The sequence below is a fragment of the Oceanidesulfovibrio marinus genome, assembly GCF_013085545.1.
In the GTDB taxonomy this organism is placed as follows: Bacteria; Desulfobacterota; Desulfovibrionia; order Desulfovibrionales; family Desulfovibrionaceae; genus Oceanidesulfovibrio; species Oceanidesulfovibrio marinus.
Map to the genome: position 1 here is coordinate 2,723,250 of NZ_CP039543.1, position 13,522 is coordinate 2,736,771.

11 protein-coding genes are annotated in these 13,522 nt (G+C 61.8%); all 11 read left to right on the forward strand.

Annotation, left to right across the window (positions count from 1 at the left end):
- Nucleotides 1-30 precede the first annotated feature (30 nt).
- The 11 genes from E8L03_RS12035 (at nucleotide 31) to E8L03_RS12085 (ending at nucleotide 13,519) form a co-directional block, all read left to right on the forward strand.
- Nucleotides 31-1,341: a malic enzyme-like NAD(P)-binding protein gene (locus E8L03_RS12035; protein WP_144307492.1), complete on the forward strand. Its 1,311-nt coding sequence runs from the start codon at nucleotides 31-33 to the stop codon at nucleotides 1,339-1,341.
- Between the two features lie 120 nt (nucleotides 1,342-1,461).
- Nucleotides 1,462-2,808 carry an SLC13 family permease gene (locus E8L03_RS12040; protein WP_144307491.1) on the forward strand — a complete coding sequence of 449 codons (1,347 nt, stop codon included), beginning with the start codon at nucleotides 1,462-1,464 and terminating at the stop codon, nucleotides 2,806-2,808.
- A gap of 245 nt (nucleotides 2,809-3,053) precedes the next feature.
- Complete coding sequence (locus tag E8L03_RS12045; protein ID WP_171267491.1) at nucleotides 3,054-4,205, forward strand: iron-containing alcohol dehydrogenase; 1,152 nt, start codon at nucleotides 3,054-3,056, stop codon at nucleotides 4,203-4,205.
- Nucleotides 4,206-4,252: 47 nt separating this feature from the next.
- Nucleotides 4,253-5,500 carry a two-component system sensor histidine kinase NtrB gene (locus E8L03_RS12050; RefSeq protein ID WP_144307497.1) on the forward strand — a complete coding sequence of 416 codons (1,248 nt, stop codon included), beginning with the start codon at nucleotides 4,253-4,255 and terminating at the stop codon, nucleotides 5,498-5,500.
- Nucleotides 5,493-6,842: a sigma-54-dependent transcriptional regulator gene (locus E8L03_RS12055; RefSeq protein WP_171267492.1), complete on the forward strand. Its 1,350-nt coding sequence runs from the start codon at nucleotides 5,493-5,495 to the stop codon at nucleotides 6,840-6,842. The genes E8L03_RS12050 and E8L03_RS12055 overlap by 8 nt, the downstream gene beginning before the upstream one ends.
- 307 nt (nucleotides 6,843-7,149) lie before the next feature.
- Nucleotides 7,150-8,331: an iron-containing alcohol dehydrogenase gene (locus E8L03_RS12060; RefSeq protein ID WP_144307488.1), complete on the forward strand. Its 1,182-nt coding sequence runs from the start codon at nucleotides 7,150-7,152 to the stop codon at nucleotides 8,329-8,331.
- A 250-nt stretch (nucleotides 8,332-8,581) separates the two neighbouring features.
- A complete protein-coding gene (locus tag E8L03_RS12065; RefSeq protein ID WP_171266949.1) occupies nucleotides 8,582-9,139 on the forward strand; it encodes a 4Fe-4S dicluster domain-containing protein in 558 nt (185 codons plus the stop codon).
- Nucleotides 9,136-10,032 carry a CoB--CoM heterodisulfide reductase iron-sulfur subunit B family protein gene (locus E8L03_RS12070; protein ID WP_171267493.1) on the forward strand — a complete coding sequence of 299 codons (897 nt, stop codon included), beginning with the start codon at nucleotides 9,136-9,138 and terminating at the stop codon, nucleotides 10,030-10,032. The genes E8L03_RS12065 and E8L03_RS12070 overlap by 4 nt, the downstream gene beginning before the upstream one ends.
- 79 nt (nucleotides 10,033-10,111) lie before the next feature.
- On the forward strand, nucleotides 10,112-12,091 hold the full coding sequence (locus E8L03_RS12075; protein ID WP_144307507.1) for a CoB--CoM heterodisulfide reductase iron-sulfur subunit A family protein: 1,980 nt from the start codon (nucleotides 10,112-10,114) through the stop codon (nucleotides 12,089-12,091).
- Entirely contained in the window at nucleotides 12,058-12,573 is a 516-nt protein-coding gene (locus E8L03_RS12080) for a hydrogenase iron-sulfur subunit (RefSeq protein ID WP_144307508.1), read from the forward strand. Before E8L03_RS12075 ends, E8L03_RS12080 begins: the two co-directional genes overlap by 34 nt.
- Nucleotides 12,560-13,519, forward strand: coding sequence for a 4Fe-4S dicluster domain-containing protein (locus E8L03_RS12085; RefSeq protein WP_144307509.1), 960 nt, complete (start codon nucleotides 12,560-12,562; stop codon nucleotides 13,517-13,519). Before E8L03_RS12080 ends, E8L03_RS12085 begins: the two co-directional genes overlap by 14 nt.
- The last annotated feature ends 3 nt before the right edge of the window (nucleotides 13,520-13,522 follow it).

The following is a 13,522-nucleotide window of genomic DNA, read 5'->3' on the forward strand; positions in this document are numbered from 1 at the left end:
CCCGCATACGCAGAATCGGAGGAGATTCGCATGGCTTTGTTTACCAAACAAGAAGCGCTGGACTACCACAGCTCCCCCCGCCGGGGTAAGCTGGAGGTCATCCCGATCAAGCCCTGCAACAACCAGAAGGACCTCTCCATGGCCTACTCGCCCGGCGTTGCCGAGGCGTGCAAGGCCATTGTCGAGGACCCGGCCAATGCAGCCCTGTACACCGGCCGCTCCAACCTCGTGGCCGTGGTCTCCAACGGCACCGCCGTGCTGGGCCTGGGCAACATCGGTCCGCTGGCCGGCAAGCCGGTCATGGAAGGCAAGGGCGTGCTGTTCAAGACTTTCACGGACATCGATGTCTACGACATCAACCTGGATATCACCGATCCCGAGCAGCTCGTCGAGGTCGTCAAGACCATGGAGCCCACCTTCGGTGGCATCAACCTGGAGGACATCAAGGCGCCTGAGTGCTTCTACATCGAGGACGCGCTCAAGGCCGCGATGAACATCCCCGTGTTCCATGACGACCAGCACGGCACGGCCGTGATCTCCGGCGCCGGAATCATCAACGCCGCCGAAATCACCAACCGCAAGATGGAAGACATGAAAGCGGTGGTGGTCGGCGCCGGCGCGGCCGGCATTGCCTGCGCCAAGTTCTACGTCAACCTGGGCATCGATCCCGCGAACATCTACATGTTCGACTCCCGCGGCCTGATCACCAAGGGACGCGAGGGCCTGAACAAGTACAAGGAAGAGTTCGCCCAGGCCAAGGACGCCACCCTGGAGGAGTGCCTCAAGGGCGCCGACGTCTTCCTGGGCCTGTCCCGGAAAGACCTGGTGAACAAGGACATGGTCCGCGGCATGGCCAAGAACCCCATCATCTTCGCCATGGCCAACCCGGACCCGGAGATCACCTACGCGGACGCCAAGGATGCGGTGCCGGACTGCATCATGGGCACCGGCCGCACCGACTATCCGAACCAGGTGAACAACGTCTCCGGCTTCCCGTACATCTTCCGTGGCGCGCTGGACGTGCAGGCCTCGGAGATCAACGAGGAGATGAAGGTCGCCGCGGCCGAGGCTCTGGCCGCCCTGGCCAAGGAGCCCGTTCCCAGCGAGATGTGCGACGCTTACGGCGTCAAGGAGCTCACCTTCGGCTACGACTACGTTATCCCCAAGCCGCTCGACCCGCGCATGCTTGAATGGGAAACCCCGGCCGTGGCCAAGGCCGCCATGGACACCGGTGTAGCCACCGCCCCCATCGACGACCTGGACGCTTACGCCCTTCAGTTGCGCGAACGCATCGCCTCCTCGCGCAAACGCATCAACGCATTCGTAGAGAGTTATGGCTAGCTGACCCGGGCCGCCCGCCTGTGCTGTACGCAGGCGGGCGGCTCCCTGCATTGGTTTTGATCAATGTCCTGGGGATGCCCCCAACCATCCATCAATTGTCCTATATAAAGTGAGGGGTATATGACCAAGAAAATCTTTCTCGCGGTCTCGCTGATCGCCGTCGTGGTACTGCTCACCGTCGGAGTCTGCTTTGCGCAGGACGGCGGCGTGGCACCTTCGGCGGCCCATGCCTACATCACCCTGGCCATCCTCTTTGTCGCGGCCATTCTGTTCTTCACAGAGGTGATACCGCTCCCTATCACGGCCATGCTCGTCCCTGTATCCCTCTCAATATTCCACATCATTCCATCCAAGGCGGCCTTCGCCAACTTCGGCAACAAGTGGGTCATCATCTTCATGGCCATGTTCATCGTGGGCGAGGCCACCTTTGTCACCGGGTTCGCCGACAAGGTGGGCAAAATGACGGTCAAGCTCTCCAAGGGAAGCGAGGCCAAGCTGCTCATCCTGTCCATGACCTCGGTGGGCATCCTGTCCGCCTTTCTCTCCAACACCGGCACCACGGTGGTGGCCATCCCCATGATCATGGGCATGTGCGCCAGCGCCAACATCCGGCCCGGCAAGATCCTCATGCCCGTGGCCTTCGGCGCCTCTCTGGGCGGCACCATGACCCTGGTGGGCACGCCGCCCAACGGCCTGGTCAACTCCGTATTGGAAAAAATGGGCCCGGCAGGCGTGAACCCCTTCGGCTTCTTCGAGTTCGCCAAGATCGGCATCGTCCTCTTCGTCGTCGGCATCCTGTACTATGCATTCATCGGCAAGAAGTTCCTGCCCGACTCCGTAGTGGAGTGCAGCGAGGAAGAGCTGGCCCAGAAGCCCAAGCGGCCCGAGAAGATGATCTGGGCCCTGCTTATCTTCGCCTTTGTCGTCGCGGCCATGGCCACCAAGTTCCTGGCCCTGGAAGTGGCCGCCATGCTGGGCGCCTGCCTCGTGGTCATCACCGGCTGCATGACCATGAAGGAGGCCTTCAAGTCCGTTGACTGGACCACCATCTTCCTGTTCGCGGGCATGCTCTCCATGTCCACGGCCATGCAGAAGTCCGGCGCCGCCTCAATGATCGCCGAGGAAGTGGTCACACTGGTGCACAACCCCTACCTCATCCTCGCCGTATGCTGCGCCATCACAGCGCTGGTGACCAACTTCATGTCCAACACGGCCACGGCCGCGCTCATGGCACCCCTGGCCATACCGATCGCTGTCCAGGGCGGCATCTCGCCCCTGCCCATCGTCATGGGCATCGCTATGTCGGCCTCAGCCTGCTTCCTGACCCCCGTTGCCACGCCCCCCAACACCATCGTGCTGGGCCCGGGTAACTACAAATTCATGGACTACTTCAAGGCCGGCTGGCCGCTGCAGATAATCAGCTTCTTCATCTGCGTGCTGGTCATCCCCATGATCTGGCCCTTCTAGAACACCCTCCCTTGGCAAAACGCCCCTGGAGCGAACTCGCTTCGGGGGCGTTTTTTTGTCCGGGTCCTGGCGGCCGGATTCCGGCTCGACCACCACGCCACAGCGCGTATGCCGATTGAGGGCAAATACACACAAGCCTATCATACCGCTATATTGCACGATTACGATTTGCGCTCAAAACAGGACTTGACTATTACTCTCCAGGAAGCAACTTCTTTATAAAACTCACTCTGCGAAGGTGGTACATGTCTTCAAATTTTACCACGAAGTTCGCCATCCCTGAAGTTATCTTCGGAAATGGAGCGATCAAGCACCTTGCCAGCTGCGCACGGGGGCTCGGCGCTCGGCGCATCCTTCTTGTCAGCGATATGGGTGTGGAGGACGCCGGCTGGGTCCAGATGGTCATGGACCTTCTTGCCCAGGACTCACTGGAGTGCGTCTACTTCAACGAGATCGACTCCAACCCGCGCGACAGCCAGGTGCACGCCGGCGTGGAGGTCTATCTCGCGGAAGGCTGCGACGTCATCGTCGCCCTGGGCGGCGGCAGTCCCATCGACACCGGCAAAGGCATCGGCATCATTGCCGGCAACGGCGGCAACATCGCCGACTACGAGGGCGCCAACCGCATCATGCGGCCCCTGCCGCCCATGATCTCCGCCCCGACCACTGCCGGCAGTGGCTCGGACATGACGCAGTACTCCATCATCACGGACGTCTCCCGCAAGGTGAAGATGTCGATCATCAGCCGTTCCCTGGTGCCGAACATTTCCATTATCGACCCCACCATGCTGCGGACCAAGACTCAGGAGCTGATCATCGCCTCGGCCGTGGACGCCCTGGCCCACGCCGTGGAGTCCTATGTTTCGCGGCTGGCCTCGCCGTTCACGGATCACCATGCCCTGCAGGCCATCCGTCTGTTCGTCGAAAACCTGGAACGCGCTGTGGAGCATCGCGACCCCAAGGCGCTGGAGCAGCTTTCCATCGCCAGCACGGCTGCGGGCATGAGCTTTTCCAACGCAGGGCTCGGGGCGCTCCACTCTCTGGCTCATTCCCTGGGCGGCATGTTCGACGTGCTGCACGGCCTGGTCCACCCCATCATGCTGCCCGCGGTCATGCGCTTCAACCTGCCGGAGTGCATAGAAAAAATGGCGGCCATCGGCAGAATCACAACGGGCAGGGACCACAAGAACGATGTGTCCGCGGCGTATGCAGGCATCGAGCACCTCGAACGACTTTTCCAAACCCTGAATGTGCCCACACACCTGCGGGAGATCCTGCCGGACCCGGAGGTACTGGAACCCATCTGCAGAATGGCCGTGTACGACGCGTGCACCATGACCAACCCCCGCGACGTGACATGTGAAGACCTGCAAAGCATTTGCAAGGAAGCGTGGTGATGACGACCAACCGACGCAAGCCCATTATGCCCATTGGCGAACCGGACATGTGTCCGCACGCTGCTCCGGCTCGGCCCGCCCATCTGGAGGACCTCGTCGGCATCGAGCACACCAAGCTCGGTTTCTTCGAGCAGCTTCGCCACAAGATCGAGGAGCTTGAGACCAAGAACCAGGAAACCGAAGACCGCCGCCGTGAGACGGCCGCCATCCTGGACGGCATCAGCGACCTCATGATGGTGCTCACCGAGGACCTGAAGATTATCTCCGTGAACCACGTCTTCAACGAGACCTTCCCGGATATTCCCAACCCCGAAGGCCACTACTGCTTCGAGCTTTTCCGCCACGAGACGCACCCCTGCCCGGAGTGCCCGGCCTTCCGCTCCCTCTCCACCAACAAGGTGTGCAAGGAGACGGCCATCTTCCGCATCGATGGCACCAACCGCCATTACGAGATGATCGCCTCGCCGCTGAAGAACCAGGAGTGGCCCAAGCACCGCGTGCTCATCTTCAAGCGCGACGTGACCATGGAGAAAATCTACCAGGCCAAGTACTACCAGGCCGAGAAGATGGCCACGCTGGGCGTGCTGGCCACGGGCGTGGCCCACGAGGTGAACAACCCCCTGGCGGCCATATCCGGCTACGCCCAGGGGCTGCAGCGCAAGCTGGCGCGCATCGCCGACGATGTCGATCCTTCCATGGCCGACGATTTCCGCGAGTACACCAAGACCATCGTCAACGAGTGCAACCGCTGCCGGGACATCGTGCACTCGCTGCTCACCTTCGGTCATCCGGTCTGCACCTTCTCGCCCATGAGCATCAACGACATCGTTACCGAGACGCTCAAGCTCCTGGAGCACTACTTCAAGAGCCAGCCGCAGATAAAAGTGCAGACCGCGCTCACCGAGACCCTGCCCATCAGCTTCGGCGACGCGCCCCAGATCATGCAGGTATTGCTGAACCTTTTGACCAACGCCGTGGACGCCCTGACCAGCAACCCCGATGCAGCCAGGAACGGCGGGACCATTACCATCCGCACCTCGACCACCCCTGCGGAAGACTGGATTCGTCTCGAGGTTTCGGATACAGGATGCGGCATTCCCATGAAAAATAAGGACAAGCTCTTCGAGCCCTTCTTCACGACCAAACCCGTGGGCAAAGGCATCGGTGTGGGATTGTCCACCTGCTACAACATCGTGCGCGGGCACAAGGGTGAAATTACGGTGGAAAGCCAGATAGGCAAGGGCTCCAGGTTCATCGTGGTCCTGCCGACAAACCCGGACGACATCAATGCCTAACCCGTACAATGTACTCGTCGTCGACGACGAGCAGCCCATCCTTCGCCTTCTGGAAAAGGAGCTGGCCACCGAGGACCGGAACATCGAGACCGCCTCCACGGCCAAGGAAGCGCGCGATAAGCTCGCGAAGAAGATGTACGATGTCATTGTCCTGGACATCCGCCTGCCCGACGCCGACGGCCTGGAGCTGTTCGAGGAGTTCAAGGGCCGCATCCCGGACGTGGAGATCGTGCTCATCACCGGCCACGGCGACATCGACAGCGCCGTGGTGGCCATGCGCATGGGCGCGTACGACTACATTCCCAAGCCCTTTGCCCTGGACCGGCTCGAGCTCGTCATGGACCGCGCCTTCCAGCGCGTCTGCCTGCAGCGGGAGAACCGCGGCCTGCGCCACTCCCAGGACTCGGACAACCACTCCTGGCGGCTCATCGGCAAGTCCAAGGCCATCAAGCAGATACTGTATCTTGTGGACAAGGTGGCGCCTACCGACGTGCCTGTGCTGCTCACTGGCGAGTCCGGCGCGGGCAAGGACGTGGTCGCCCGGGTGATCCACGACCGCAGCGCACGCGCGGCCCAGCCCATGATCGTGAAAAACTGCGCCACGCTCCAGCGCGAGCTGATGCGCAGCGAGCTCTTCGGTCACGCCAAAGGGTCCTTCACCGGGGCCACGGAGAGCCAGGAAGGCCTCATGATGTACGCCAACAAGGGTACGCTCTTCCTGGACGAGATAGGCGACCTGCCGCTGGAGGTGCAGGCCTCGCTGCTGCGCGTGCTGGAGACCAAAAAATACCGGCGCGTGGGCGGTAAGGAAGAACGGCAGGCAGACATCCGCTTCCTCTTCGCCACCAACCGAAACCTTGCCGCGGCCGTGGAGGACGGCGAGTTCAACGAGGCGCTGTTCCACCGCATCAACGTCTTCAAGATCGAAATCCCGCCTTTGCGCGAACGTAAGGAAGACCTCCCCTTGTTGGTGGAGCATTTTCTCGGAAGGCTTTCCACCCGCGCCGAGCCGGCGACCATTTCCGACAAGGCCATGGCCTGCCTGTTCACCTACAACTGGCCCGGCAACGTGCGCGAGCTGCGCAATGTGCTGGAACGCAGCCTGATCCTTGCGGAAAACGGACTTGTTACAGAAAGTTCATTACCCAAGGAGCTGGTGGAGCGCCAGGCGGACAGCCTGATCATGAGCACCGTTCCAGCCGCAAACACCCTGGAAGCCATGGAAAAAGAGCATATCGTGCATATGCTTTCGCTCTATGACGGGAACCGCCAGAAGACTGCCCAGGCTCTGGGCATTGGCAGAAAGACGCTTTACCGCAAGCTTGAAAAATACGGCTTGTGAAGGTTTGAGGCAAATGTGCCAAAATGACGCACTCTGTGTCATTTTGGCCGTCCCTTCCTGACACACCAGTTCAATACACCGATTTTCCTACTTTTTAACACACACCTTCCCCGGCGCACGTTCCTAGGCCGGGGCCGTTTGTTGCGGGAATGGGTCAGATGGATTCGCCCCAATTCTGGCATGTCACGATAACGCACTGAAATAGCGATTCATACGTTTTTGGCCCGAAAAATGCCTATGGAGTTGTGACGCTGCCAAATGAAAATGGTTTGATCCCCGCCAACCTATTAACCCCATGGAGTGTGTTATGAGTGTTCGTGAACAAGTGTACGGTTTCTTTATCCCGAACGTCACGCTCATCGGCATCGGCGCTGCCAAAGAAATCCCTGGTAAAATCCAGGCTCTCGGCGGAACCAAGCCCCTCATCGTCACCGATAAGGGTATCGTCGGCGCTGGCATCCTGAAGCAGATCACCGACCTGATGGATGGCGCGGGCATGAAGTACGCCGTCTACGACGAAACCATCCCCAACCCCACCGACGAGAACGTCCACAAGGGCGTTGACGTCTACAAAGCCGAGAAATGCGACAGCCTGATCACCCTGGGCGGCGGCTCCTCTCATGACTGCGGTAAGGGTATCGGCCTCGTCGTCTCCAACGGCGGCAAGATCCACGACTTCGAAGGCATCGACAAGTCCACCAAGCCGCTGCCCCCGTACGTGGCCGTGAACACCACCGCCGGCACCGCTTCCGAGATGACCCGCTTCTGCATCATCACGGACCTCTCCCGTAAGGTTAAGATGGCCATCGTTGACTGGCGCGTGACCCCGAACATCGCCGTGGACGATCCGCTGCTGATGGTCGGCATGCCTCCGGCGCTGACCGCCGCCACCGGCATGGACGCCCTGACCCACGCTGTGGAAGCCTTCGTTTCCACCATCGCCACCCCCATGACCGACGCCTGTGCTGAGAAGTCCATCGAGCTGATCTTCCAGTACCTGCGCGCCGCTGTGGCCAACGGTCAGGACATCGAAGCCCGCGAAGCCATGTGTTTCGCTCAGTACCTGGCCGGCATGGCGTTCAACAACGCCTCCCTGGGCCACGTGCACGCCATGGCTCACCAGCTGGGCGGCTTCTACGACCTGCCCCACGGCGAATGCAACGCCATTCTCCTGCCGCACGTCGAGAAGTTCAACCTCATCGCCAAGGTTGATCGTTTCGCGAAAATGGCCGAAATTATGGGCGCCAACATCTCCGAGATGTCCAAGCGCGACGCCGCTGAAGTGGCTCTCGAAGAGATCAAGCGCCTGTCCACCGACGTCGGCATCCCTGCCGGCCTAGTCGAACTCGGCAAGCGCTACGGCAAGCAGGTCAAGTTCGAGGACATCGCGATCATGACCGCCAACGCTCAAAAGGACGCTTGCGGCTTCACGAACCCTCGTTGCCCCAAGGACGAGGACGTTGCCGCCATTTACGAAGCTGCCATGTAACTTCCGCGGCTCCTGCCATCTGGGAGAGGGGATTCATCCCCTCTTCCGGGTGGCTGCCCGGACAAGACGCTGCAACCTCCAAACCCCTGCGAATAAATCGGACCCCACAAGAACCAAGGCCCCTGAACACACGCGAGAGGCAGTCTCAAAAAATCCAACATGCCATCTCGCGGGCGTTCCTATTTGAAAAAGCACATCAACCCCTCTTCGGATACGCACCATCAAGCAAGCCACGCACCAAGGAAAGTTTATGGAAGTCATCAACATCACGAAATCCTACGACCCGGATTTTGTTGCAGAGGTAGAAGCCGAGAGCGAGCAGAACGTTCGGCTTTGCTACCAGTGCGGCAACTGCACGGCGGGTTGTCCGTACACGTTTGCGTACGACATCCCGGTGAGCCAGATCATGCGTCTGGTTCAGGCGGGTCAGAAGGAGAAAGTTCTCAGCTGCCGGTCGATCTGGATCTGCGCGACGTGCGAGTCGTGCACGACGCGCTGCCCGAACGACATCGACGTAGCCCGGCTCATGGACGTGCTGCGGCACATGGCCCGGCGGTACAACTACAACGCCGTGCCCACGGTCCGCACCTTTGTGGACAGCTTTCTCAACTCGGTGGAGAAGCATGGCCGCGTCTTTGAGATGGGTCTGATGGCCGCCTACATGACCAAGACGGGCCGTTTCTGGACGGACACCGATCTGAGCCCGAAGGTCCTTCCCAAGGGCAAGCTTTCCTTCAAGCCACATCGCATCCAGGGCAGGGACGAAGTGGCCAAGATTTTCGAGCGTTACAAGGAGCAGCAACGATGAGCGAGGCGCGCACCTACGGTTACTATCCGGGCTGCTCCGGCATGGGCACGTCCATGGAGTACGAGCGCTCGACCCGCGCGGTCTGCGAGGCGCTGGGCATCAAGCTTGTGGAGCTGGAGGACTGGAGCTGCTGCGGTTCCACGCCTGCGCACACGGTGGACCACGTGCTGTCGGCCGCCTTGTCCGGCCGCAACCTGTCCATCGCGGAGTCCATGGGTCTGGACACGGTGATCACGCCCTGCCCGAGCTGCCTGACCAATCTGAAGACCGCGACGCACCGCATGGAGAACCCGGAGTTCAGGTCCAAGGTGGACAAGCTTCTGGACAAGCCCGCGCCCGGCGGTGTGGCGGTCAAGTCGGTCCTGCAGGTCATTTTCGAGGACGTGGGCCCGGATGCCATCCGCGAGAAGGTGGTCCGGCCGCTGGATGGACTGGCGCTGGCGCCGTACTACGGCTGCCTGATGAACCGTCCGCCCGAGGTGATGCAGTTCGACGATCCGGAGAACCCGACGTCCATGGACGAGATCCTGAAGGCCCTGGGCGCGGACGTGGTGCCGTACGGTCTGAAGGTGGAGTGCTGCGGCGCATCGCACGGCATTGCCCAGAAGGACGTGGTGACCACGCTTTCGGGCCGTCTGCTCGACCTGGCCTACGCGGAAAAGGCCGTCGCCATGGTCACGGCCTGCCCCTTGTGCCAGATGAACCTGGATTTACGCCAAGGCCAGATCAACTCGGCGAACAAGACCAATTACAAGATGCCCATTTTCTACTACACCCAACTTCTCGGCATCGCCCTGGGCCTGCCCGAGAAGGAGCTGGGATTCGATAAACTGGCGGTGAACCCGGCCCCGGTCCTGAAAGCCATCCAGGAGCCCTCGCATGCCGCGAGCTAAACAGCCTGGCCGCACCTCCGGCTGTTTTTCCACGCGCATCCCCTACCCGGTCACAGCACCTGCCAAGGAGTAGTATTTTATGAAAATCGGAGTCTTCGTTTGCCACTGCGGCTCGAACATCGCCGGCACCGTGGATACCGAAAAGGTCGCAGCCGCGGCGCGCAAGCTGCCCGGCGTGGCCTTTGCCACCGACACCATGTACGCCTGTTCGGAGCCCGGTCAGGAAGGCATTGTCGAGGCCGTCAAGGAGCACGGTCTGGACGGCGTCGTGGTGGCGAGCTGCACCCCCCGCATGCACGAGGCCACCTTCCGCCGCACGGTGGAGCGCGCCGGCCTGAACCGCTATATGTTCGAAATGGCCAACATCCGCGAGCACGTCTCCTGGATTGGCAAGGATATGGACGCGAACACGAACAAAGCCGCCGAGCTGGTAGCCATGGCCGTTGCCAAGCTGCGCGAGGACCGGCTCCTGTTCCCCAAAAAGTTCGACATCAACAAGCGCGTGATGGTCCTGGGCGGCGGCGTGGCCGGCATCCAGGCCGCGCTGGACTGCGCTGACGGCGGTCTCGACGTCGTGCTCGTGGAAAAGACCACGACCATCGGCGGCAAGATGGCCAAGCTGGACAAGACCTTCCCCACGGTGGACTGCTCCAGCTGTATTCTGGGCCCCAAGATGGTGGACATCGCCCAGCACCCCAACATCACGCTCTACGCCGCGTCCGAAGTGGACGACGTTTCCGGCTACGTGGGCAACTTCAAGGTCGCCATCCGCAAGAAGCAGACGTACGTGGACTGGGACCTCTGCACGGGCTGCGGCCAGTGCATGGAGAAGTGTCCCAGCAAGAAGACGCCGGACGCGTTCAACGAGTTCATCGGCCCGACCACGGCCATCAACATCCCGTTCCCGCAGGCCATTCCCAAGAAGGCGTCCATCAACGCCGAGGCGTGCATCATGCTCACCAAGGGCAAGTGCGGGGCCTGCGCCAAGGTCTGTCCGGTGGAAGCCATCCGCTTCGACCAGCAGGAAGAGATCGTGCACGAGGAAGTGGGCGCCATTGTCGCGGCCACGGGCTACGACCTCTTTGACCACAGCAAGTACCCCGAGTACGGCGGCGGCCGCATCCCGGACGTGATCACCTCGATGCAGTACGAGCGGATGCTCTCGGCCTCCGGCCCCACGGGCGGCCACATCAAGCGGCCCTCCAACGGCGAGGAGCCCAAGAACGTGGTCTTCATCCAGTGTGTGGGCTCGCGCGACAAGTCCGTGGATCGGCCCTACTGCTCGGGCTTCTGCTGCATGTACACGGCCAAGCAGACCATCCTGACCAAGGACCACATCCCGGACTCCCAGTCCTACGTCTTTTATATGGACATCCGCTCGCCGGGCAAGAACTACGACGAGTTCACCCGCCGGGCCATGGAGCAGTACGGGGCGCGGTACATCCGCGGCCGCGTGGCCCAGGTGTACGAGAAGGGCGACACCCTCATCGTGCGCGGCGCCGACACCCTGACCGGCACCTCCATCGAGGTGGAGGCGGACCTGGTGGTCCTGGCCGTGGGCGCGGAATCCGCCAAGGGCGCGGCCCAGCTGGCCGAGAAGCTGCGCATCTCCTACGACACCTACGGCTTCTACATGGAGAGCCACCCCAAGCTGAAGCCGGTGGAGACCAACACGGCCGGCGTGTTCCTGGCCGGCTGTTGCCAGGGTCCCAAGGACATCCCGTCCTCGGTGGGCCAGGGCAGCGCCGCGGCGGCCAAGGTTCTGGCCATGTTCTCCAAGGATCAGCTGGAGAGCGATCCCCAGATCTCCCAGGTGGATATCAAGCGCTGCATCGGCTGCGGCAAGTGCATGAGCACCTGCCCCTTTGGCGCGATCAAGGAAATCGATTTCCGCGGCCAGAAAAAGGCCGAGGTCATCGAGACCGTGTGCCAGGGCTGCGGCCTGTGTACGGCCACGTGCCCACAAGGCGCCATCCAGCTGCAGCACTTCACCGATAACCAGATTCTCGCAGAGGTTACTTCGCTATGCCCCCCCTTGCTGGAAAAGAGCTTCGAATAGTCGGCTTCCTGTGCAACTGGTGCTCGTACGGCGGCGCGGACACGGCAGGCGTGGGCCGGTTTTCCCAGCCCACGGACCTGCGCATCATCCGGGTCCCCTGCTCCGGCCGTATCGATCCGCTGTTCATCCTGCGGACGTTCATGAACGGGGCCGACGGCGTACTGGTCTCGGGCTGCCACCCGCGTGACTGCCATTACTCCGAGGGCAACCTCTATGCCCGCCGCCGGCTGGAAATCCTCCAGCGGCTGATGCCCTTCATCGGCATCGAGCCGGAGCGGTTCTCCTACACCTGGGTCTCGGCCTCGGAAGGCCAGCGCTGGCAGAAGGTTGTCGGCACCTTCACCGACGAGATCCACGCCATCGGACCGGCCAAGCCCTTCGGCGTCTCCATGGAGCAGCTGGAGAAGCAGATGGCCGGCGTGCTGGCCAGCCCCGAGAACGCAGGCGCAGAGAAGCAGGAGGTGGAACGTGCCGCATCTTGATGAACTCAAATCCGCCATCAAAGAGCGCCTGCCGGAGCTGGACTTCGTTATCGGCTGGGGCCGCGGGTTCGATCCCATTCACGCCACCCCGCTGTTCATGCGGACAGAGGCCGACGTGGACAAGCTGGAGTGGGGTCCCCTGAACGTGCACAACACCGCCACCTACCTGCCCAGCCTGCGCGGCAAGAAGGTGGGCGTGGTGGTCAAGGGCTGCGACAGCCGCTCCGTGGTCCAGCTGATGCAGGAAAACCTCATCGATCGCGAGGACCTCGTGATCTTCGGCATGCCCTGCACCGGCGTGGTCGATCTCACCAAAATCAAGAACGCCGTGGGCGACCTCGGCATGGTCCGCGACGTGCAGATCTCCGGCGACACCATCACGGTGACGGCCGGCGGGAAGGAGCACGCCCTGGCCCTGGCCGACGTGCTCAACAACAAGTGCACGGTCTGCCAGTACCACAACGCCGTGCTCTCCGACGTCTTTGTGGGCGAGCCCATCGAGCCCAGCGTGCCCGAGGACCAGGTCTACGCCGACATCCTGGAGTTCGAAGAGCAGACCCCGGCCGAGCGCATGGCCTTCTGGGAATCGCAGATGAATCGCTGCATCCGCTGCTACGCCTGCCGCAACGCCTGCCCCATGTGCGTGTGCCGCGACCACTGCGTGGCCCAGAGCCGCGATCCCAACTGGCTCTCCCAGCGCCACGACGTGGGCGAGAAGATGATGTTCCAGCTCATCCACGCCATGCACCTGGCCGGCCGCTGCACCGAGTGCGGCGAGTGCGAACGCGCCTGCCCGGTGGACATCCCCCTCGTGCGCCTGAAAAAGAAGATCAACAAGGAAATCAAGGAGCTCTTCGACTATCAGGCCGGCATCGACCCCGAAGCCACGCCGCCGCTGCTCGCCTTCAAGGTGGAGGAGCAGAACATCCGAGAGAGGGAGTGGTAATTC